The sequence below is a fragment of the Thermococcus gammatolerans EJ3 genome (genome assembly GCF_000022365.1).
Classification (GTDB): domain Archaea; phylum Methanobacteriota_B; class Thermococci; order Thermococcales; family Thermococcaceae; genus Thermococcus; species Thermococcus gammatolerans.
Map to the genome: position 1 here is coordinate 1021298 of NC_012804.1, position 19692 is coordinate 1040989.

Below are 19692 nucleotides of genomic sequence, written 5' to 3' on the forward strand. Positions count from 1 at the left end.
AAAACCCAAAAACTTGAAAGTGATTTGGAATTGTGAAAATTTATGAAAATGCAAAAAAGTTTGAAAAGCCCTCAGGCGGAATCGTAGTATATGACGTAGGTATCGCCGTCGTCGTAGACTTCCTGCGGGGCGACGCCGTAGAGGTACTTCCAGCTGAAGCCGGGGTGAGCATCTATGTCAGGCCCTCCAACGGCCTTATAGGAAGCCCAAACCAGCTCGGAGCAGTAGTATTTGTCCCCGTAGACATGCTTGGTGTACCAGGCCCAGTCATAGGGCTTTCCAAGCTGCTGGAGAGCGAAGTACACAGCGTTCATCCTCACGTAGTCTGAGGTTGCCACGCGGAGAACTGCCACTGTGTCGTACCTCTGGAGGAAGTCCGAGAGGTAGACCAGCCTGACTTCGCTGGGGTCGTCCCAGGCCTCGATGACAATGTACTCTCCGGCGGATGAATCATAGCCAACGATCATACCGGTGTGGGTCCAGTAGCCTGGGATGAAGAGATCGCTTATGGGGTTGTGTCCGATAACGATATCACCGGGTTTGAGGCCTGTGGGATACGGGTGGCTGTAGGGGGCTCCGCTCTTGCTTCCAAAGGCTCCCACCGGCTGGAGAACCATGGACATGGCAACAACAACCGTCAGTATTGCCATCAACCTCTTCATTTTAGGCACCCCAGGGAGTTGTTCGTACATAATAGGCGTTTAGTACTTATAAATGTTTCTTTCTGTACATTAATGGACGTTGAGAGACACCACAGAAGGGTACACCGTTGGAGTGTATTCAAAGATCCACAGAACACTCAATTATTGGGGATAAAATGAAAAACACTTAGCGAAGAAGCCTCACGAACTCCCGCATCCATGCGTAGAGATCTTCCGGATGCCTTGAGCTCACCCAGTTCCCATCGACAACTACCGGTTCATCAACCCACTTAACGCCGGCGTTTATCATATCGTCCTTTATCCCGGCGTAGCTTGTCCCCTTTCTGCCTTTGAGAACCCCTGCCGAGATGAGGATCTGCGGCCCGTGACAGATCGTTGCAACGGGCTTTCCATCCTCAAACATCTTTTTTGCTATGGCAACGGCCTTCTCATTGAGCCTGATCCTCTCAGGTGCCCTCCCTCCAGGAAGGACGAGGGCGTCGAACTCGTCGGGATCCACCTCATCAAACCTCAGGTGAACTTCAACGGAGTAGCCGTGCTTGCCAGTTATCCTGCCGCGTTCGAAGCTCGCTATGTAGACCTCATGGCCCTCCTCCCTTATCCTGTGGAGGGGGTATATCAGCTCAACGTCCTCGAAATCGTTGGCACTCAAGAACAGCACCTTCATCCTCATCACCGGAGTTAATTTCACTGGCTCCTATTTAAAATTTCGGCCGCAAAGCCCTTAAACCGATCTTCGTTTTTAGGGTAGGTGGAGCGAATGGACGTGGAAAAGAAGATAGAGCTGATAAAGAAAAAACCCACGGAGGAGCTCCTCACCGAGGAGAACCTGAGGCACCTCTTCGAGGTTGGAATTCCGATGCAGCACTACATCGGTTTCGAAATCAGCGGTTACATTCACCTCGGAACCGGACTCATGGCCGGAGCCAAGATAGCCGACCTCCAGAAGGCCGGGATAAAGACGAGGATTTTCTTAGCCGACTGGCACAGCTGGATAAACGACAAGCTCGGCGGTGACTTGGAAACCATTCAGAAGGTCGCGCTCACCTACTTTAAGGAGGGCATGAAGCAGAGCATAAAGGTTATGGGCGGAGACCCGGACAAGGTCGAGTTCGTTTTGGCCAGCGAGATACTGGAGAAGGGCGACTACTGGCAGACGGTGATAGACATATCCAAGAACGTGACTTTAGCGAGGATGATGCGTTCGATAACGATAATGGGGCGCCAGATGGGCGAATCCATAGACTTCGCCAAGCTGATTTACCCGGCGATGCAGGTCGCCGACATCTTCTACCAGGGCGTCACCATAGCCCACGCTGGAATGGACCAGAGGAAGGCCCACGTCATAGCGATTGAAGTTGCCCAGAAGCTGAAGTACCACCCGCTCGAGTGGAAGGGCGAGAAGCTCAAGCCGGTCGCTTTACACCACCACCTCCTCCTCGGCCTGCAGGAACCGCCCGTCTGGCCGATAGAGAGCGAGGAGCAGTTCAAAGAACTGAAGACCCAGATGAAGATGAGCAAGAGCAAGCCGTATTCGGCAGTTTTCATCCACGACAGCCCAGAGGAGATAAGGCAGAAGCTCAGGAAGGCCTTCTGCCCCGCGAGGGAAGTCAGGTACAACCCCGTCCTCGACTGGGCTGAGTACATAATCTTCCGCGAGGAGCCGACTGAGTTCACAATCCACCGCCCGGCCAAGTTCGGCGGCGACGTCACCTACACTACCTCCGAGGAGCTCAAGAGGGACTTCGCGGAAGGAAAGCTCCACCCGCTCGACCTCAAGAACGCGGTGGCAGAATACCTCATCGAGCTTCTCAAGCCCGTAAGGGAGTACTTCGAGAAGCATCCCGAGCCGCTCGAGCTCATGAGGGAGGTCAAGATTACCCGCTAACGATCGGTGGAAGGGATGGTTCGCTTCGACGAAAAGGACAGGGAGATCCTCGAAACGCTCCGAAAGGAAGGCAGGATAACGCTCACGGAGCTGGGGAGAAGGCTTGGTCTCTCCCCGGCCAGCGTCAAGAACCGCATTGACAAGCTGAAGGAACTCGGGGCGATCAGGGGGTTTTCGGCGGTCATCGACCCCTCTTTCCTCGAGCGATACGTGAAGGTGTTTATGCTCCTCAAGCTCAAGGCGGAGGATCCCGATGTGGACAGGGTACTCTCCAAGTTCGCCGCTCTTGACAACGTTCAAGCTGTCTATAGAACCACCGGAAGAACGCAGGTCCTGATAATAGCGGAGTTCGAGGACATGGACGAGATGAAAAGGTTCGCTGGAAGGTTAAAAGGTTCCCTTGGCTCGCTCCTCGAGTACATCGAGTGGGGCACGATATACGATTCACTCAAGGAGTGCTGGGTGACCACCGGCAAGAGGGGAAGTTTCCATGGACGTAAGGGCGGTTATATTTGACCTCGACGGCACACTTGTAGGGGCCCCCACACCCTTCTCCGAGATAAAAGAGCGCCTCAGAGAGCGTCTGCTGGAGATGGGAATAGAGGAGAACCTCCTGGGCGATCTAACCCCCATGTACGAAACCCTCCTGAAAGTCTCGGAGAAAACTGGGATTGACTTCGAAAGGCTTCACTCAATTCAGGTCGAACTAGAAACGGAACGCATGAGGGAGAGTTTCCTCTTTGAGGGTGCTTTGGACGTTCTTGAATACCTCCGGGGGAAAGGAGTTAAAATAGGTCTCGTAACGAGGAGTTCGCGGAAGGCGGCTGAATTCGCTTTGGAAAAGAACGGCATAGCGGAGTACTTTGATTCAATCGTTGCGAGGGAGGACGTTCAGCCAGAGGAGTTGAAGCCAAACCCCGGGCAGATTCTAAAAGCCCTCTCCGAGCTCAACGTCCCCCCCGAGAAAGCTATAGCCGTCGGTGATCACGGCTACGATGTCCTGGCGTCGAGGAAGGCAGGAACGCTGAGCGTGCTCGTAACAGGTCATGATTCAGGGAGGATGAGCTTCTCCGTGGAAGCCGAGCCCGACTTTGAGGTTTCCGATCTGAGGGGGCTTAAGGGCCTGCTCGAGAGGCTCTTCTCAACTTACGTCGTCGTTCCTGCGTACAACGAAGAAAGGGCCCTTCCAGCGGTTCTCAACGACCTGCTCCGTTACTTTCGAAGGGAGGAGATAGTAGTGGTGAACGATGGATCCAGGGACAGGACGAGGGAGATAGCGGAATCCTACGGGGTTCACGTGCTGAACCATCTCGTCAACAGGGGACTCGGCGGGGCTCTCGGCACGGGAATAGCGTTCGCGGTCAGAAGGGGGGCAGAGCTCATTATCACCTTCGATGCCGACGGCCAGCATCTGCTGAGCGATGCCCTCAGGGTTATGAGACCAGTGGCCGAGGGAAAGGCCGACTTCGCCGTTGGCTCAAGGCTCAAGGGCGACACCAGCGAGATGCCCTTCGTCAAGAAGTTCGGGAACTTCGTTCTGGATGCAATAACGGCCATCTTCGCGAGAAAGTACGTGAGCGACAGTCAGAGCGGGTTGAGGTGCCTCAACAGGGAGTGTGCATCGAAGATCCGCATAACCTGTGATCGGTACGCGGTTTCGAGCGAGATAATAATAGAGGCCGCAAAGCATGGTTGCAGAATCGTTGAGGTTCCAATCAAAGCGGTCTACACCGAGTACTCCATGAAAAAGGGAACCAACGTTCTTGAAGGCGTAAAAATCGCACTAAACCTGCTGTTTGACAAACTGAGGTGATGGGGATGTATGCGGTTCAGATAATAGCCCTCGCGGCGATAGTTTACCTCCTCGTGAGGATAATCAACGACTACAGGCGGGGAAGGATAGACTGGTACGGCTTCGTTTCGTGGCTCATGATATTCGGCATTTTCGCAGTTATCGCGGTCTTCCCGGTCAGAATTTCCCTGGAGATAAAGGGTCTGCTGGGACTCGGCAGGGGTCTTGATGCGCTCTTCGTGGTCTCGATAGGTTTGATATTTCTGCTTATGTTCCAGCTCTACGTCGAGATCGACAGGACTAAGAGGGAGATAACTGAACTCACGAGGAAAGTTGCGATAGAACTGGAGGAAATAAACGAACGGCTTAAAAAGCTTGAAGAGCGCTAAAAGTCGTCCCCAAACAGTTCCTCCAGAAAGAGCCTTACCCTGTCCTTGGGCAGTTTGAACTGCCTTATCTTTACTATTCCCTTCTCCTGTGCCTCCTTCAGCAGTATCTCCGTCGCCTCGTTGGGATACATCTCCTCGTAGACGATCTCCTTGATCCCCGCGTTTATGACCAGCTTGAAGCAGGTGTCGCAGGGAAAGTGCGTAACGTAAAGGGTGGCTCCCTCAAGGCTTATCCCCTTCCTCGCTGCCATTGCTATGACGTTCTGCTCGGCATGAACCGCCCTGTGGCAGTGGCCGTCAACGATAAGGCAACCCACGTCGATGCAGTGGTCCATCCCCCTTGGTGCACCGTTGTAGCCAGTGGCCAAAATGTAGCCGTCCTTAACGGCGACTGCCCCAACCCTTAGCCTCGGACAGGTGGCCCTCAACGAGACGAGCTTCGCTATGAGCATGAAGTACTCATCCTTCGTTGGGCGAATCTTCTTTATTCGCTCGGCCCTCGCCCTGTCAAGGGAAATCTCGACGCCCAAGGTTACACCCCCTCACGAGGAGATGATGGAGTATGCCACTATTCTGAATATCCTCTCCTCGTAGGAGGGGTGGGTGGGGAATATCAGGAAGCTCGGCCTCCAGTAGTTCCGCTTCTCCTGGGACGGCCTGTCTATGGTGGGCTCTATCCCGGGCAGGGCTTGGTTCTTAACCCTGGCCCTCAGGTCTTCGTAGTACTTCAGCTCCTCCAGTGCCTCCTTCAGGGAGAGGGGTCTGTCAAGAAGCCTGAGGGCAACATCGTCCGCCTTAAACTCCCTGCTCCTCAGGAATTTTGACCTCTCCAGCTCGAACCACAGGTACAGGGCAAAGCTCCCTATCGCTATCCAGAAGCTCTGGGTCAAGACCAGGATGAGGAAGGGCATCAGGAACGCAAATATCCTGACGTAAGCAACGAGTGGAAAGAAGATAGTGTCCCTGTTTTTAATGTGTCCGAGCTCATGGGCTACCACCGCGGCTATCTCTTCGTCGTCCAGTATCTCAAAGAGACCGAGCGAGAGGACGACCCTTCTGCCGTAGGAATAGGCGTTGGGGATGTACTCCTCGAGGGCGTATATCTCAACGTCCCGGAGGTTAGCCCGCTCCAGGATGGAGTAGAGTTTTTTGATGAGCTCCGCAGAAGCTGCCCGGGCTATAGGGTGACAGTTCTGACACTTTCCACTGAGGGAGAGCCTCCCGAGGATCAGGAGGCCGGTGAAGAGAAGACCCGCCAGGATCAGCCCGAAGTAACCCGAGGCGACGTAGGTAAGTAAAAGCATCAACGCGAGGGGGATGAACAACATCATTTCCTACCCCTCACTCCTTCCTGATCCGGGAGAGGTAAGCGTAGGTGGCCTCTCTGAAGTTGCTCATGAGTGCGTCGAGGATGCGCTGGACAACCCTCTCCTCGAACTCCTCCCTGGTTGTCGTTATTGAGTAAACGTACCTCATACCCCCCCTTCCATAGTCCACGCTCCTTGAGAGAAGGCCCTTCTCGCAGAGGCGGTTCATCAGTATGCTGACGGTGGAGCGCCTCATCTCCGGATGGCTCTTCTTCATGTGCTCGTAGACTTCACCCGCGGTTGCCACTTTGACCTTCCACATGTACTCCATTATCTCCGCCTCGAGGGGAGGAAGAACGGCCTTGATACCCTCCTCCGTGAGCTTGAACTCATGAGGTTCCATTCCCAACCCTCCAGAACTAATCTCCACCGACAACCATAAAAGCTTTTCTGGAGGTTTAGAGAACGGCCGATGATGAGCGGTTGGCCCGGCACCGAGAAGGTGTGGAGGGCCACCACTCCTGAGGCCTCGGGACAGAGGGAAGAAAGAAAATCAGCCCAATCTCTTTCTCATGAACTCCTCAAACCTGTCCATTGCCTCCTCGAGTACATCAACCGGTGGGAGGAAGACTATCCTGAAGTGCCAGTTTCCGGCCTTGCCAAAGCCCGAGCCGTGGACGAAGAGAACGTGTGCCTCGTGGAGAACATCTAAGACAAACTCCTTGTCGTTCTTCCACTTCGAGCGCTCTTCAATGCGCGGGAAGATATAGAAGGCCCCCTGAGGTTTGACCGTGCTGACCCCCGGGATCTCGGTTAAGCGCTTGTAGATGTAGTCCCTCCTCTCGCGGAGCTTTTTCATGTACTCCTCCAGGTAGTCCATTGGGCCGGTGAGGCCCGCTATGGCCGCGAACTGAGCAGGGGTGCTCGGACATATCCTTATGCGCATGAGCTTGTCTATCGCCTCCCTGAGCTCCATGAGCTTTCCTTCCGGATCAACGTAGTAGAAGTAGCCCAGACGCCAGCCTGTCGCGAAGTAAACCTTCGAGAGACCGTTCATCACTATTACCGGAACGTCCTTCGTGAGGGAGCCCGGCGAAACGTGCTTGCCCTCGTAGGTCATGAGGTCGTATATCTCATCGCTTATGACGGGCAAGTCGTACTCACCCGCCAGATCAAGGATTTCCTTGACAGTCTTCTTCTCGTAGAGTGCTCCCGTCGGGTTGTTGGGATTGATGACCGCGATTGCCTTCGTCCTCTCGTCTATTAGCTTCCTCATATCGTCTATGTCCGGCTGCCAGCCGTTCTCCTCGACGGTTAAGTACTCTCTAGGCTCAGCACCGTAGAACTTTACGAGGCCGACGTATGGCGGGTAGCTGGGGCTTGGGACGAGTATGTTGTCACTAGGGCTGAGAAGGGCTCCGAAGATTAGCTGAAGTGCCTCGGTTACGGCCGTCGTGACGCGAACGTCATCGGGGGTGATGTCAACGCCGTTCTTCCGCTTTTCCCTCTTAACGACAGCCTCCCTCATCTCGGGCAAACCTTCGCTGGGCCCATAGTAGTTGTGGCCCTCCTTTATGGCCCGACAGTAGGCTTCTTTCATGTGCTCTGGCGGTTGAAAATCGTACTTTCCGGGGTCACCGATATTGAGCCGGATGACCTTTATTCCTTTCTTCTCAAGCTCCCTCGCGGGGAGAACAACGTCCCTGATGGCGTACTCAACGCCCATCGCCCTCTCGGACGGACGAATCATTACGATCACCGTTCAAATGTTGAGAGACATTTCATAAAAACCTTTCCATGAGTAGAAAAGAAAGGTCAGACACTCCAGCGCGGGTTATCGACGATCTTGACCTCTCCCCCTTCATCGATCACTATCTTGGAGAAGCCCTTCTCCTTTATGCTCCCGTAGTCGTGGCCCGCATCCGCTGGATATATCGCCAGGAAAACGAAGGGTTCACCGCCTGTGTTGACGGTTCTGTGGGCCCAGTAGGGGGGTACGTAGACAACTGTCCCGGGCTCCATGGGTATCCACTCGGCCTCACCCTCTGGCGTCTGGAGGAGCATTCCACCCTTCCCCTTGAGGGCGTAGTAGATCTCAGCCCTGTCCGCCTTGGCGTGGTAGTGTCCCTTGGTGAAGAAGAATTCCTTTCCGACTTTACCCGGGTAGAGGACAGTGGTAGCGAAGTTGAGGTCACCCTCGCGCTCTTCCTGCTCGATGGCGTAGACCTCGTAGACAACGGGGTCCTCCCTGAGGAGCTTCTCATAGGCTTCCTCATCCACGAAGTAGCCCCTCATGTCGCTCAGTTTCCTGACGATCCTCTTGGCACCGGGGATGACACCCGTTTCGAGATCGATCTTAACACCAAACGGCCTCTTGTACTCCATGCACAATCACCGGTGAGAGTTGGAGAACCGCTATTTAACTTTTCCCTTCTGTATCACCGGGAGTGTTATGTAAGGATGTTGAGGGAGTATGCAACGCCGATGCTTATGGCCCAATAACCGGCGCTCCAGCGAAGAACCTTGTATCCGTCCAACGGGGGAATTGGCCAGAGGTTGAAGAACGCCAGCCACAGGTTTACGCTCGCCGTCAGTTCAAGAATCTGGTAGAACGTTCCGGAAACGAGCTGTGAACCGACGAGGGCAATGACGCCAACCGCTATGTTGGTTAGCGGGCCAGCGAGGGCTATCTTTCCGAAAGCCTCTCTGTCGGCGAGCATGTAGGGGGCGTATATCCGCACCGCACCGAGGGCCGCGAAGATCCATGCGTTTCCGGTAAGAACCCGGGTTAGGAGACCCAGAACGAGGGCAATCACTATGCCCGTGTCCCACCTCTTGTAGAACGCTCGGTAACCGTACCTTTCAGCAGTCCAGCGGTGGGCGAGCTCGTGGAATACGAATGCCGTTAATATTGCCGGTGCAACTAGGGGCATGAGCTTTATCTCGAAGTTCGAAAAGAGTAGCAAGAGAACCAGAAAAGACAGGAGGAGATCCTCCAGCTCCTGGGAATTCATCTAGCTCTCACCTCTATCTTCCGGCCGAGCACCAGCTCCGCTGCCTTGACTGCCGCTCCCCCTGTTCCAACTGCTATTCTGACCTGATCCTTGGGAACGTAGACAACTATAGTGTCGCCATCATACTCGACTTCGAGGATCTCGACGTTAAGCATCTTTCTGAGTCTTTCAAGGGTGTCTGTCATGGCCTCTCCCTCAGATTCTACCGGTTTCCCGGTTATAAAGGTTGCCCAGCTCCGGGTGGATAAATAAACCTCCGCTTTGGTCTCCATGAGTTGAGAATCCTTTCGATGCCCCTCTTGTGTCCCATACCAACGACCGCCACGATCTTGGGCTTTTTCACCCCACGCAGGAGCATGTCGTCAACTGCCCTCTTGAGGTTCATCGCCATTATCTCGTTCCTCTCCTCAACCAGAACGCGGTAGAGGTAAGGATACCTGAGCCTGAACTCCCGCATCATGTCCTCGTAAGACGCCAGCACGTCGGAGTCCCCGGCAACCTCCTCTCCCACCCCAGGGATGAAGAAGAGGGAGGCCTCAAGGGCCAGAAGAATCCTCTCTCTGAGGGGAGCCTGCAGGATCTTGCCCATTATCACCCTGATGTCTTCGTCTATGAGGATAAGCGGCACTCCCAAAATCCCCGCGCTCTCTATGGCCGCCAGCATCTCGCCTCCCGGTGCCATTCCAAACTCTTCGCCCAGTTTCTCCTCAAACTTCGTCAGCAGATAGCTCACGATTCCGGCCCTTCCAAGGGTAAGGCTCTCCCTCAGGTCTGCCCGCTTCCCGCTTAAAAGGCCCTGAAACCTGAGCGGGTCTAGTTCGACCGCTATGGCGTTCGGTCTAACCCTCTCTATCTCTCTCCTGACCTCCTCTCTGCTCCTCGGCGAGACGTGCATCGTGCCTATGAGCCTGACGTAGCGGAGATAGCTCATTTTCCTTCCTCCAGCAGATTTTCGCGTTTCCATTCACCCGATTTGTAAGTTAAAACATCAAAGTCCCTTGGAATGACGAAGTTTACTCCGGTCTCTTGGCAGATTTTCGAAGCCCCGCTCAGATATTCGTCGTAGGTGTAGCGAAAGGCCCTGTGGAAGAGGGCAAGAAGCTTAACCTTCGCTCTCCTCGCGGTCTCGCAGGCTTCCTCAACCGTTGAATGATAGCTATCGCCCCTGTCTCCATCGCTGAGGTAAGTTGCGTCGTGAATCAGCAAATCGGCCCTCTCGGCAAAGAGCCTCACCCTTTCGCAGGGTTCGGTGTCGCCGGTGTAGACTACCTTAACACCACGCCTCCTCGGCCCTGTAACGTCCTCGAGACGGATTACCTGTCCGTTCCACTCGATTTTGCCATCCTTCTCAAGCTTCCCGAGGATGGGCCCTGGCCTTAGGCCGTACTGTGCGAGCTTCTCAGGCAGGAACTTTCCCCTCTTGTCCTTCTCCTTGAAGACGTAGCCCAGAGCAGGAATCCCGTGCTCGACCTTGAAGCTCCAGATTTCGTAGTCCTTGAACTTCAACCTCGTTTCGCCGAGCTCGTGGACGTGCACCTCAAAGCCCGGCCTGAAGAAACCGCTGTTGAGGAAGTTCTGGACGAACTCGAAGGTGTACTTCGGGCCGTAGATGTGGAGGGGCTTTTCGCGGTTCCAGAGGTTCATCGTTTGAATAAGCCCGCCGAGCCCGAGGTAGTGGTCACCGTGAAAGTGCGTGATGAAAATCTTCTCTACCCTCATGGGGCTGAGCTTCGCGCTGTTCATCTGCCTTATCGTGCCCTCGCCTACATCAAACAGGATGATCTCGCCCTTATAGCGGAGGGCTATAGCGGGAACGTTCCTCTCGCGCGTTGGCATTATCCCGCCGCTACCGAGAAAAATCACCTGGAGCATGTTGGTAGCTCTCGCGGAGTGGTTAAATAGCTAACCCTTCGGCCAGTTGTTTCGCTTGAACTTCTCAACATGCTCTCTTCGGAACACGAACTTCACTCCGTACCTTTTCTTGAAGGGGAGTTTAAGGGCATTGTAGATGAAAACGAAGGCAGGATGCCTGACGGGTCTATCCACTGGTGTGAGGGCCCCTGTGGGGCAGGCTTCAACGCAGATGTAGCATTTCCTGCACTTCTCGGGATGGGCCATGTAGGGCCTCAGCCTGACCTTGTATCCGAGGCCGAAGAGACTAACTCTCATCGGCACGACCTCCCATATCTCCTCCCCGAAGGGACAGGCGGAGATGCACTCTTCCCCTCCGCCGCACAGGGGGTAGTGTATCGTCAGAGGGGCCGTTTCCTTCATCCTCTCGTGGTAAACCCTCCAGTCCTCAGCTTCCATAAGACCACCATGCATGTCTGTATTCGACATATCGCTGGACATATCGTTTATAAGCCTTTGCATGAGGAAAGGATTAAAACCCCAGCGACGTAGTTAAGGCGGTGAAGCGAATGGAAGACCTTCTGAAGGCTTTGGAGGAGAAGGACACGAAAAAAGTGGCAAGTCTGCTCTACTACAAGATCGACGAGCTCAGCGATGAGCAGCTTGAGGAGGTTCTGGAAAAGGCCGAAAAGCTCGCGCTGGAGAAGAAGGACTACGAGCTCTACAAGCTGGTCGTCTACTACTACCACGAGTTCCTGGAGGTTGACAAGATAAGCGAGTTCGAGGAGCTTGCCGAGAAGGAGGGCACCTTTGAGGCAAAGTTCCATTTAGCGGACCTTTACTTCCTCATCGGAGAGCTGGAGAAGAGCCTCGCGATGTATCAGGGGCTCATTGAAGAGGAGATCACGAAGGGCAACCTCGAGCACGTGGCGGAGATCTACCACAACATGGCCCTCATCGAGGAGGAGCTCCAGGACTACGAAAAGGCCTACGAACTGCTTGAGAAGGCCGAAAAGAACTACCGCGAGCTGGGGGATGAGGAAAAACTGCTCCACGTCCTTATTTACAAGGCCTACGTGAAGTTCGAGATGGGAGACACCTACGAGGCCAAGGCTATGCTGGCTGAACTGTTGCCGCGCATTATGGAGATTGGAGACAGGAGGCTTCTCACCGAGGTTCACCTGAGCTTTGAGGAGATGTTTGAAGAGGAGGATAACTACGACGCCGCCCTGCAGGAGTGCCTGTACTCGATGCTCTGGGCCCGGGGAACCGAGTACTACGACGTCGCCTTCGATGCCCTCGTTGATGTCTTCTGGCAGCTCTTCCTCGAGGACGACTTCGAGAGGATATACAACAACGCCGACATGTTCATCCGCGCCTTTCCGGATTTCGGAGCGTTCTTTGAGGGGGTCAAGTATCTGGCCCTCTTCAAGGACGGTAAAGTGAAGGAGGAAGAGCTCAAGAAGGTCCTCGAAAAGGTCGAGGATAGGAGACTACTCGATCTCCTCGAGTTCCTTGGAGAGGCCGAGCTCTGAGGCCCACTCCACCATCTTTTTTGCGATCGGGTCTCTTCCCCCAAGACGCCCGTAGAGGCGGTAGTTTCTCAGCATCCTGCGGTAGAGTTCCAAGGCCTTTTTTCCCCGCGCAACCCCGAGCCTCGTGAAATCAACCGCCATCTCAATCAGCGCGCAGTCCGCACGGCTCATCGGCCTGGGGGAGAGCGAGCCCTCTATCTCCCCGACGGGGGTCATGGTTGCATCGAGGACACTCGTCGTCCCGATTTCATCAGAGTGCTCCTTTGTTTCCCACTCAACATCTCCGTAGAGGCCGGGAAGCCCCTTCACCCACCGGTATTTGCCTGCCTCAACGAACCCAAGCTCCTCCTCGGGTGGGATGTTTAGTGCAAGCCGAACGATCAAACCGGCGTCGTTGGTAAACTGAATTGAAACGTGGGGATGTTCCTTTATCTCCTCGGCGCTCTTTCCCCCGAAAAGCCGGAAGTGGAGCTTTGAGCCTTTCCTGACGACGCCGACCGGTGCAACGTTGTTCCTCGTCACGAGGAGAACCTCATAGACCTGGCCCTCAAGGAGAAATTTTAGAAGGGAAAACATGGAAACACCGTCAGAGCTGTTTGGGAAGGACGAGGATGTCTTCCCTCTTTATGTAGAACTTCACTGGCATGGTTGGCCTGAGGTTCTCGACGTCTTTGGTGCTTATGCTCCTCGCTATGAGCCTCGTGTCGTCGAAGATACCAACGACCTCGACGAAGAAGCCGTAGTACTCCACCAGGTCGACCTTGCCCTCCATCTCGACGGCGTCCTCAACGGGCTTGAGGTGAATCCTCTCGGGCCTTATGACAAGTGCAACGTCGTCCTTTTCCCCGGTGTAGTGGAGCCCCTCAAAGCGGAAGCTTCCGAACTCAACCGTAACGCGGTCCCCGTTCCTCTCGACGACTTTGGCGTGAATAACGTTTGTCTTGCCCATGAAGCTCGCAACGAACTCCGTCCTAGGCCTCTCGTAGATCTCCCTCGGCGTCCCCACTTGCTCCACCGTTCCGACGTTCATCACGGCTATCCTGTCACTTATCGCCATTGCCTCCTCCTGGTCGTGGGTAACGTAGATAACGGTGATACCGAGCTCGCGCTGGATCCTCCTTATCTCCGAACGCATCTCAAGGCGAAGCTTTGCATCGAGGTTGCTCAGCGGTTCGTCGAGGAGGAGCAGCTTGGGCTCAACGACCAGGGCCCTCGCTATCGCTACACGCTGCTGCTGACCGCCGCTCAGCTGGGTTGGGTAGCGGTCCTCGAAGCCTTGGAGCTTCACAAGCTCAAGGGCCCACTTCACCCTTCTGTCTATCTCCTCCTTGGGGAGCTTTTTCAGCCTGAGGCCGTAGGCCACGTTGTCGTAGACCTTCATGTGGGGCCACAGGGCGTAGTTCTGGAAGACAAGCACAGCTCCCCTTTCGCTTGAGCTGAGGTTCGTCACGTCCTGATCGTCGAACCACACCTTACCCGACGTCGGATAGTCCAGGCCGGCTATGATCCTCAGCGTTGTTGATTTGCCGCAGCCGCTCGGTCCGAGGAGCGTGAAGAGCTCCCCGTGCTTTATGTGAAGGTTTATGCCCTTGAGGGCGACGGTATCACCAAACTCCTTAACGACGTTCTCAAGTCTGACCTCAACCATCTTACCACCTCACGAGAGGCCTATGAAGGAGTACTTCTGCTTGGTTATCACGTTCACGAGCACTATTGAGATTATCTGCACCGTAATGAGTAGCACACCCAGGGCAGCCGCTATGTTCACGCTTCCAACGGCTGACATCATGATCTCCTTCATGTAGGCTGTTATCGGCGCGTTGGCCATTTTGAGGGAACCCAGGGTAATGCCCACGCTGGTTTCACTCATGGAGTAAACGAAGCTCAGCATTGCTCCTCCGAAGACGTTGAGCGAGATGAGAGGCAGTATTATGCTCGTTATGGTCTTCCACCTGCTGGCACCGAGGTTCATCGCGGCCTCCTCAAGTGACACGTGCACCTGCTGAAGGCCCGCGTAGACTGACCTCGCTGCGAAGGGAAGGCGCCTTATCGAGTACGCCAGGATGAGGACGTAGGCAGGGTTGAAGTGCTTGGGATCTATTGGATCGAGCGGTGTTCCCGGGAAGATCTGGTGGAAGAAGTAGAAGTATCCCATTGCCACGACTATTCCCGGAACCGCCATGGGCAGGATGACTATGCTCTCGAGGACCGGCGTTAGTGCCCCCTTGAACCTGCTCGTTGCGTAGGACGATGTTATAGCCAGGAGAACTATGAGCACGACCGCTGCAGCTGAATAGGTGAGGCTGTTCACGATGTACCTCCTGACGTCTGGATCCAGGATCATTTTCTTCACGTACTTTGCTGTTATCTCGGTCTTTTTGCCCGCTGGAATGTTGAACATCGTCGCCTTGAAGGTGGAGGAGTTCAGGTTGAGCATGCCCGCACTTACAGTACCGCTCCCGGTTATAGGGCCGAGCATCTGGGTGTGTATCGTTCCATTGTACTTGCTGGCTTTGCCCTGGAAGTCGGCGTAGATGATTTTGCCATCTACGGTGAACGTTCCATCTTTTATGCTCACATTGCCAACGATGAAGCCGTTTAGAGTGCCGTTTATCTCGCCGATCAGGTTGGAGTAACCGTGAACCTTGCCCTGGAAGAACCACCCGTTTTTGGACGTCTCCACGACGCCGTTTTCAGGTAGCTGGACGTTGAAGTCGGGGTAAATGGTTCCGATGATCTGGGCGTTTATGTCTGTCACGTTTGTGACTACCCTCTGCTCCTGAGTGAAGGCGAGCTTTACAACACCGGCCTGCGGCGTTATCGTGAACACGAGGAGTGGGAGGAGGACGAGGTATATTATGAGGGCCTGTCCGAGTCTGGGCTTCCTCACCCTCGGGGACCACCTTCCGCCCTTGCTGAGCATCGCGTACTGCCTAAGACCAACGTACTTCCTGATCCCGAGGAAAGCTAGAATGGCCAGGGCAAGCATGACTATGGCCAGGGCCGCTATGAGCGGGCTCCTCTCGCCGGTTCCGTAGAGGAACTTGCTGAACACCTGGTAGGAGATTATCTTCTTGGCGAGGTTGTTGCTGTGGAAGACGATTGGCGCGGCGAGATCCTCGAGACTGAATATGAAGACGAGCGTGGCCCCAGCGGCTATTCCCGGAAGGGCGAGCGGGAACGTAACCGTCCTGAAAAGGTGGAAGCCCCTGCTCCCGAGGTTTTCAGCCTGTTCCTCAAGGCTGGGGTCGATGTTGATGAAGCTCGCGTAGGCGTTCAGGTAAACGATCGGGTAGTACGTTATCGCCTGGGCGAGCGTTACGCCGGCTAAGCCGTCTATCCTGACCCTGAAGTTGAAGAGGGCATGGAGTATCGAACTGACGAGACCGTACTCGCTGAAGAGCTGCTGGACGACGTAGGCGCTCACAAAGGGGGTAACGAGCAGGGGTATGAAGAGGAGGATCCTGAAGACGTTCTTACCCGGGAACTCGTAGCGCGCCATCACAAAGGCGAAGATCGTACCCATTATTGAAGCCAGCAGGGTAACGATGGCCGCCACGATTATTGAGTTCAGGATTATTCCAAAATCGAGCCCCTCAATTATGTACAGGGTCTCACCCGTACCAGGCATCTTAACGCTCTGGATGAGATGCCAGGAGGAAGGAAGCTTCATATAGTCCGAGTTCCACGTGAATATCTCCCTAAACCAGTGGAGGGATACACTCCCGTTGTAGGTGAACGCGATGGCCAGCATGGCCAGAACTGGGATTATCAGGAAGAACACGAGGTAGAGCAGGGGGAAAAGATAGGAAGAGATGACGAGAGGCTCCGGCTTGGGGATGCCGAAGAGCCTCTCGATCCACTTAGAGCTCATCCATTCACCTCCTGGAGAACCTTCTGGTACTTGGCCTTGGCGGCGTCGCGCCACTCCTGCACTATAGTGTCCTTGAAGTTCGGATCCTTGAGGATCTTGTCGTTGATCTTCTCGGCGTACTCTTCGGTGAAAGTGACGGTCTCTCCGGTTTCGGGGTCCTTGAACTGGATCGGAGCGGTCAGCTCGTCCTTGAGCCTCTCAAAGGTCTGGTCGTCTATCTTGCCGGACTTGTGGGCGTTCACGATAGCCATCCATGCCCTGTGGAGCTCCTCGTTGGTGTCGACGAGTGTGGCTTTGAAGTACTGCTGCATTGCGTAGATCGTCTTGAGGGCCCTCTCATCATCGAACTGTATTCCCCGCGTGTGAAGGGCGAGGTAGTAAGCCGTCCTGAGGTCTTGTCTCTGCTGTCCCTCCGGTGTGTTGAAGATCGACGGGTTAACCGGAAGCCTGTTAACCTCCTTGTTCAGCCATATCTTCTGACCCTCGGTGAGAACCCAGTAGATGAAGGCCTGAGCGGCCTCCGGGTGCTTGGAGGACTTGAGGAGCGCTATGGGGTCGCCGTTTATGATGCTCTCCCCCTCGGGGATGATGTAGACACAGTCCGGGTTGAGCTGCATCGCGGTGTAGCCGTAGAAGTCAATTGTGTTTCCTGCCGCTATGTCCCCGGCGATAACGGCCTCTCTAACGGCATCGCTCGCATCGTAGATCCTTGAGTTGGCCGCTATGAGGGTGAGGATCCTCCATCCCTGATCCCAGCCGAAGGCCTGGAGGATAATCTGGTAGATCCTCGTGTTGGAGGTGCTCCTCGTTGGATCGGCTATACCGTACTGGGGCGGGTCTCTTGCCCATGCCTCGCTCGCTATGTCCTCCCACTTCTTGGGCTCTGGAAGACCCCACTTCTGAAGGGCCTTCTTGTTCTCGGTGAATCCGAAAGACGATAGTGCAGCGGCAATCCAGTAAACCTTGCCGTCGTTATCCTTCCTGACCATGGGCATTCCCGCTATGGTCTCGGAGATGTTCGTGCCAAGGAGTGAGAGTATCTTCTCGTCGGTTATTGGGGCGAGGTAACCCTCGGTGTAGAGGGTGTCGAAGAGGGTCGGACCTCCACCCCATCCGACGTCGGCAACGCCCCTCTTGATGAACTCAACCCACTGGGACTCGGTTGCCTTGATAAAGCGGATTTTGGTGATGTGGTACTCCTTGGCGATATCGCTCTTGAGGAAGTACTCCTTGGCTAAACTCTGAATCGTCGTGTCGTGCCTGGTAAGGATTATGAGCTCGACGTTACCCTGCTGGGGGGTTGTTGTGGTGTGGGTTACCGTTGTGGTGGTCTGGGGGGCAGTGGTGGTCGTCTGAGTGGGGGAAGTAGTTGTCTGGGTCTGGGAAGTTGTTGTCTCGCCCTGGGTTGAGGTCGTCGTTTCCGAGGGAGATACAGTGTACTCATTGCTAGTAGTCGTCTGTGATGCCGAAGAAGTCGTGGATTTGGTGGGGCTCTCGCTTGAGCTGGTGCTCCCTCCTCCACCGCCGATACACCCGGCGGCCACGACGCTAAACAGAACCAGGAAGACAACAAGGAAAGCGGCGGTCTTTCTCATAAGCCTTCACCCCTGCATCATTCTTGCCCTTCACTTTTAAGGTTTTGTCACTAACTTTGGATCAATTTTGGGAAACTATCGGTGTGTTTTTGCACCACCGTGTTAATATCGCTTTTGGTTCAAGCACAGGTTTAAAAGGTGTGGGGGATCTTTAGTGGAATGGATGGTGAAGATGAAGGCTTCAGTTGAGGCGAGGAACCTGACGATATACTACGGAAAACAGGTGGCCCTCAGCGACGTGACCTTCCAGCTCGGAGCCTCGGAAACACTGCTCCTGCTCGGACCAAACGGCGCTGGAAAGACGACCCTCCTCAGAACCATAGCCGGCTTTCACACTCAATACACGGGCGAACTTTTGATATTCGGGAAAAAGCCAGAGGAAGCCAAGGAGCTGGTGTCCTACGTCCCTCAGAGCCATTCTCTAAACGAGAACGTTCCCCTGACTGCCCTGGAGGTAGTGGCCATGGGCGCGATCTACAAGAGGGGTCTGATACACCGGAAGATTCCCCCCGAGATCGAAGAACGGGCCCTAAATGTGCTCAGTTTTGTGGGTCTTGAGAACGTTGCCAACAAACTCTTCAGGAACCTCAGCGGGGGACAGAAGCAGAGGGTTCTTCTGGCAAGGGCACTCGTCAGCGATCCCAAGCTGCTCCTCCTAGACGAGCCGCTCTCGGCCCTGGATCCATCGGCGAGGGCCGAGGTAACGTCTGTCTTGGACAGGATAAAGAAAAAGAAGAACATAGCCATGATAATAACGACCCACGATATAAACCCTCTCCTCGAGATAGGCGACAAGGTCATGCTCATCAACAGGCGGATGATCGCCTTTGGAAAACCTGACGAGGCCCTGACCGACGAGATAATCAAGAGCGTCTACGGCCCAATGGCGAGGGCGATAAAGGTTGAAGAGCGCCTCTACTGCATAACGGGAGACTTCCACATTCACGTTAGGAGGGATAGGAAGTGATCCCCGAGTTCATGCTCCGGGCCATACTCGCAAGCATCACAATAAGCGTCCTCCTGGGCCTGTTGAGTCCTTTGATAAACATGAAGGGCCTCGCGTTCCTCACCCACGCACTCTTCCACGCCCTCCTCTTCGGTGCCGTGCTGGGCATGATACTCGGGCTGGTGTTCAACAACCTCTCCCTCGTTATGGCAGTGGCGACCTTGATAACGGTTCTCATAGTGCTGACGATAGCGGAACTTGAACGCCTCGGCTTCTCCTCCGATTCAGCGGTGGGAATTGTGGCCAGTTTTGTGGCGGGCTTAACGGTTCTCGGCTTTGGCGTGCTCTACAAGCTCATGGCCGGCAGGCCGTACTTCCCGCTCACCGAGAACGTGGTTTCCTATCTAACCGGCGAGCTCTTTCTGATAACCCGGGAGAACCTCCTGACTCTAACGGGTCTCGGGTTTGCAATACTCCTCGTGCTCCTTCTGTTTTACAGGGACTTCCTGTACATAAGCTTCGACATGGAGGGCGTTGAGAGCTACGGGGGGAGGGCCAGGTTCTATCTCGTTCTCCTCTACGTCCTCGTTGGCCTGGTTGGTTCCCTCATAGTTCAGAGCGTCGGTCTCGTTACCCTTCAGGTGGTCGCGGTTCTGCCGGGGGCGATAGGACTTATGGTAAGCGACAACTTAAAGAAGGTCGTTCTGACGAGCCTGCTCGTCACGCTGACTGTTCAGCTCTCCTCCGTGATCATAGCTTATTTCACCTCCATTCCCCCGAGTGGAATAGCAACGATAATCCTCGGTATAGTCTACGGGATCCTGCTGGTCAGGAAGTGA

General features: G+C 54.7%; 23 protein-coding genes. 7 read left to right on the forward strand and 16 right to left on the reverse strand.

The annotated features are described in order from the left end of the window. Positions 1 to 71 precede the first annotated feature (71 nt). Together TGAM_RS05420 and pfpI are read right to left on the reverse strand one after the other, a co-directional pair. On the reverse strand, positions 72 to 662 hold the full coding sequence (locus tag TGAM_RS05420; protein ID WP_048811175.1) for a YiiX/YebB-like N1pC/P60 family cysteine hydrolase: 591 nt from the start codon (positions 660 to 662) through the stop codon (positions 72 to 74). A gap of 166 nt (positions 663 to 828) precedes the next feature. Further along, entirely contained in the window at positions 829 to 1329 is a 501-nt protein-coding gene (gene pfpI / locus TGAM_RS05425; RefSeq protein ID WP_015858684.1) for a deglycase PfpI, read from the reverse strand. Between the two features lie 93 nt (positions 1330 to 1422). Between pfpI and TGAM_RS05430 the strand changes: the two genes are divergently transcribed. The 4 genes from TGAM_RS05430 to TGAM_RS05445 are packed head-to-tail and all read left to right on the forward strand — an operon-like array spanning position 1423 to position 4731. Next, on the forward strand, positions 1423 to 2550 hold the full coding sequence (locus tag TGAM_RS05430; RefSeq protein ID WP_015858685.1) for a tyrosine--tRNA ligase: 1128 nt from the start codon (positions 1423 to 1425) through the stop codon (positions 2548 to 2550). A 15-nt stretch (positions 2551 to 2565) separates the two neighbouring features. Continuing rightward, positions 2566 to 3066 (forward strand): Lrp/AsnC family transcriptional regulator, encoded by a 501-nt coding sequence (locus TGAM_RS05435; protein ID WP_048811176.1) that lies wholly within the window; start codon positions 2566 to 2568, stop codon positions 3064 to 3066. Next, positions 3041 to 4363 carry an HAD hydrolase-like protein gene (locus TGAM_RS05440; RefSeq protein WP_015858687.1) on the forward strand — a complete coding sequence of 441 codons (1323 nt, stop codon included), beginning with the start codon at positions 3041 to 3043 and terminating at the stop codon, positions 4361 to 4363. The genes TGAM_RS05435 and TGAM_RS05440 overlap by 26 nt, the downstream gene beginning before the upstream one ends. A 5-nt stretch (positions 4364 to 4368) precedes the next feature. Beyond that, entirely contained in the window at positions 4369 to 4731 is a 363-nt protein-coding gene (locus TGAM_RS05445; RefSeq protein WP_048811177.1) for a DUF2304 domain-containing protein, read from the forward strand. Here TGAM_RS05445 and TGAM_RS05450 read toward each other — a convergent pair. From TGAM_RS05450 to TGAM_RS05495, 10 genes are all read right to left on the reverse strand, one after another. After that, positions 4728 to 5261 (reverse strand): deoxycytidylate deaminase, encoded by a 534-nt coding sequence (locus tag TGAM_RS05450; protein ID WP_015858689.1) that lies wholly within the window; start codon positions 5259 to 5261, stop codon positions 4728 to 4730. The two genes, TGAM_RS05445 and TGAM_RS05450, sit on opposite strands and share 4 nt — an antisense overlap. Positions 5262 to 5273: 12 nt before the next feature. Next, a complete protein-coding gene (locus TGAM_RS05455) occupies positions 5274 to 6062 on the reverse strand; it encodes a M48 family metallopeptidase (RefSeq protein WP_015858690.1) in 789 nt (262 codons plus the stop codon). A 10-nt stretch (positions 6063 to 6072) separates the two neighbouring features. After that, positions 6073 to 6441, reverse strand: a complete 369-nt coding sequence (locus TGAM_RS05460; RefSeq protein ID WP_015858691.1) for a BlaI/MecI/CopY family transcriptional regulator — start codon at positions 6439 to 6441, stop codon at positions 6073 to 6075. Positions 6442 to 6591: 150 nt separating this feature from the next. Then, on the reverse strand, positions 6592 to 7788 hold the full coding sequence (locus tag TGAM_RS05465; RefSeq protein WP_015858692.1) for a pyridoxal phosphate-dependent aminotransferase: 1197 nt from the start codon (positions 7786 to 7788) through the stop codon (positions 6592 to 6594). A gap of 65 nt (positions 7789 to 7853) precedes the next feature. After that, positions 7854 to 8423, reverse strand: coding sequence for a glucose-6-phosphate isomerase (gene pgiA / locus TGAM_RS05470; protein ID WP_015858693.1), 570 nt, complete (start codon positions 8421 to 8423; stop codon positions 7854 to 7856). A gap of 65 nt (positions 8424 to 8488) precedes the next feature. Next, on the reverse strand, positions 8489 to 9052 hold the full coding sequence (locus TGAM_RS05475) for a site-2 protease family protein (protein ID WP_015858694.1): 564 nt from the start codon (positions 9050 to 9052) through the stop codon (positions 8489 to 8491). After that, positions 9049 to 9237, reverse strand: a complete 189-nt coding sequence (locus TGAM_RS05480; protein ID WP_015858695.1) for a KH domain-containing protein — start codon at positions 9235 to 9237, stop codon at positions 9049 to 9051. The genes TGAM_RS05475 and TGAM_RS05480 overlap by 4 nt, the downstream gene beginning before the upstream one ends. A 32-nt stretch (positions 9238 to 9269) precedes the next feature. Beyond that, positions 9270 to 9983: a TraB domain-containing protein gene (locus TGAM_RS05485; RefSeq protein ID WP_015858696.1), complete on the reverse strand. Its 714-nt coding sequence runs from the start codon at positions 9981 to 9983 to the stop codon at positions 9270 to 9272. After that, entirely contained in the window at positions 9980 to 10924 is a 945-nt protein-coding gene (locus tag TGAM_RS05490; protein ID WP_015858697.1) for a ribonuclease Z, read from the reverse strand. The genes TGAM_RS05485 and TGAM_RS05490 overlap by 4 nt, the downstream gene beginning before the upstream one ends. 30 nt (positions 10925 to 10954) lie before the next feature. Continuing rightward, positions 10955 to 11404: a 4Fe-4S dicluster domain-containing protein gene (locus tag TGAM_RS05495; RefSeq protein ID WP_238516180.1), complete on the reverse strand. Its 450-nt coding sequence runs from the start codon at positions 11402 to 11404 to the stop codon at positions 10955 to 10957. Between the two features lie 68 nt (positions 11405 to 11472). Between TGAM_RS05495 and TGAM_RS05500 the strand changes: the two genes are divergently transcribed. Continuing rightward, on the forward strand, positions 11473 to 12438 hold the full coding sequence (locus TGAM_RS05500; RefSeq protein WP_048811178.1) for a tetratricopeptide repeat protein: 966 nt from the start codon (positions 11473 to 11475) through the stop codon (positions 12436 to 12438). On the opposite strand, the gene TGAM_RS05505 is transcribed toward TGAM_RS05500, so the two are convergent. Genes TGAM_RS05505 through TGAM_RS05520 form a run of 4 tightly spaced genes read right to left on the reverse strand, consistent with a single transcriptional unit; the run spans position 12397 to position 17907 of the window. Continuing rightward, positions 12397 to 13014, reverse strand: a complete 618-nt coding sequence (locus TGAM_RS05505) for a DUF447 domain-containing protein (protein ID WP_015858700.1) — start codon at positions 13012 to 13014, stop codon at positions 12397 to 12399. The two genes, TGAM_RS05500 and TGAM_RS05505, sit on opposite strands and share 42 nt — an antisense overlap. A gap of 10 nt (positions 13015 to 13024) precedes the next feature. Beyond that, on the reverse strand, positions 13025 to 14086 hold the full coding sequence (locus TGAM_RS05510) for an ABC transporter ATP-binding protein (RefSeq protein WP_015858701.1): 1062 nt from the start codon (positions 14084 to 14086) through the stop codon (positions 13025 to 13027). Positions 14087 to 14095: 9 nt separating this feature from the next. Then, on the reverse strand, positions 14096 to 16312 hold the full coding sequence (locus TGAM_RS05515; RefSeq protein ID WP_015858702.1) for an ABC transporter permease: 2217 nt from the start codon (positions 16310 to 16312) through the stop codon (positions 14096 to 14098). Continuing rightward, a complete protein-coding gene (locus TGAM_RS05520; RefSeq protein ID WP_048811179.1) occupies positions 16309 to 17907 on the reverse strand; it encodes an ABC transporter substrate-binding protein in 1599 nt (532 codons plus the stop codon). Before TGAM_RS05520 ends, TGAM_RS05515 begins: the two co-directional genes overlap by 4 nt. Before the next feature lie 172 nt (positions 17908 to 18079). On the opposite strand from TGAM_RS05520, the gene TGAM_RS05525 reads away from it, so the two are divergent. Both TGAM_RS05525 and TGAM_RS05530 read left to right on the forward strand, forming a co-directional pair. Then, positions 18080 to 18874, forward strand: a complete 795-nt coding sequence (locus tag TGAM_RS05525) for a metal ABC transporter ATP-binding protein (protein WP_015858704.1) — start codon at positions 18080 to 18082, stop codon at positions 18872 to 18874. Then, positions 18871 to 19692 carry a metal ABC transporter permease gene (locus TGAM_RS05530; RefSeq protein WP_015858705.1) on the forward strand — a complete coding sequence of 274 codons (822 nt, stop codon included), beginning with the start codon at positions 18871 to 18873 and terminating at the stop codon, positions 19690 to 19692. Before TGAM_RS05525 ends, TGAM_RS05530 begins: the two co-directional genes overlap by 4 nt.

Bases quoted from the DNA above. Each gene is read 5' to 3' on its own strand.
- TGAM_RS05475 (WP_015858694.1), bottom strand. From the start codon at position 9,052: ATGAATTCCCAGGAGCTGGAGGATCTCCTCCTGTCTTTTCTGGTTCTC.
- TGAM_RS05515 (WP_015858702.1), bottom strand. From the start codon at position 16,312: ATGAGCTCTAAGTGGATCGAGAGGCTCTTCGGCATCCCCAAGCCGGAG.
- TGAM_RS05455 (WP_015858690.1), bottom strand. From the start codon at position 6,062: ATGATGTTGTTCATCCCCCTCGCGTTGATGCTTTTACTTACCTACGTC.
- TGAM_RS05460 (WP_015858691.1), bottom strand. From the start codon at position 6,441: ATGGAACCTCATGAGTTCAAGCTCACGGAGGAGGGTATCAAGGCCGTT.
- TGAM_RS05465 (WP_015858692.1), bottom strand. From the start codon at position 7,788: ATGATTCGTCCGTCCGAGAGGGCGATGGGCGTTGAGTACGCCATCAGG.
- pfpI (WP_015858684.1), bottom strand. From the start codon at position 1,329: ATGAAGGTGCTGTTCTTGAGTGCCAACGATTTCGAGGACGTTGAGCTG.
- TGAM_RS05435 (WP_048811176.1), top strand. From the start codon at position 2,566: ATGGTTCGCTTCGACGAAAAGGACAGGGAGATCCTCGAAACGCTCCGA.
- TGAM_RS05500 (WP_048811178.1), top strand. From the start codon at position 11,473: ATGGAAGACCTTCTGAAGGCTTTGGAGGAGAAGGACACGAAAAAAGTG.
- TGAM_RS05420 (WP_048811175.1), bottom strand. From the start codon at position 662: ATGAAGAGGTTGATGGCAATACTGACGGTTGTTGTTGCCATGTCCATG.
- TGAM_RS05485 (WP_015858696.1), bottom strand. From the start codon at position 9,983: ATGAGCTATCTCCGCTACGTCAGGCTCATAGGCACGATGCACGTCTCG.
- TGAM_RS05490 (WP_015858697.1), bottom strand. From the start codon at position 10,924: ATGCTCCAGGTGATTTTTCTCGGTAGCGGCGGGATAATGCCAACGCGC.
- TGAM_RS05510 (WP_015858701.1), bottom strand. From the start codon at position 14,086: ATGGTTGAGGTCAGACTTGAGAACGTCGTTAAGGAGTTTGGTGATACC.
- TGAM_RS05480 (WP_015858695.1), bottom strand. From the start codon at position 9,237: ATGACAGACACCCTTGAAAGACTCAGAAAGATGCTTAACGTCGAGATC.
- TGAM_RS05520 (WP_048811179.1), bottom strand. From the start codon at position 17,907: ATGAGAAAGACCGCCGCTTTCCTTGTTGTCTTCCTGGTTCTGTTTAGC.
- TGAM_RS05440 (WP_015858687.1), top strand. From the start codon at position 3,041: ATGGACGTAAGGGCGGTTATATTTGACCTCGACGGCACACTTGTAGGG.
- TGAM_RS05445 (WP_048811177.1), top strand. From the start codon at position 4,369: ATGTATGCGGTTCAGATAATAGCCCTCGCGGCGATAGTTTACCTCCTC.
- pgiA (WP_015858693.1), bottom strand. From the start codon at position 8,423: ATGGAGTACAAGAGGCCGTTTGGTGTTAAGATCGATCTCGAAACGGGT.
- TGAM_RS05525 (WP_015858704.1), top strand. From the start codon at position 18,080: ATGAAGGCTTCAGTTGAGGCGAGGAACCTGACGATATACTACGGAAAA.
- TGAM_RS05430 (WP_015858685.1), top strand. From the start codon at position 1,423: ATGGACGTGGAAAAGAAGATAGAGCTGATAAAGAAAAAACCCACGGAG.
- TGAM_RS05505 (WP_015858700.1), bottom strand. From the start codon at position 13,014: ATGTTTTCCCTTCTAAAATTTCTCCTTGAGGGCCAGGTCTATGAGGTT.
- TGAM_RS05495 (WP_238516180.1), bottom strand. From the start codon at position 11,404: ATGTCCAGCGATATGTCGAATACAGACATGCATGGTGGTCTTATGGAA.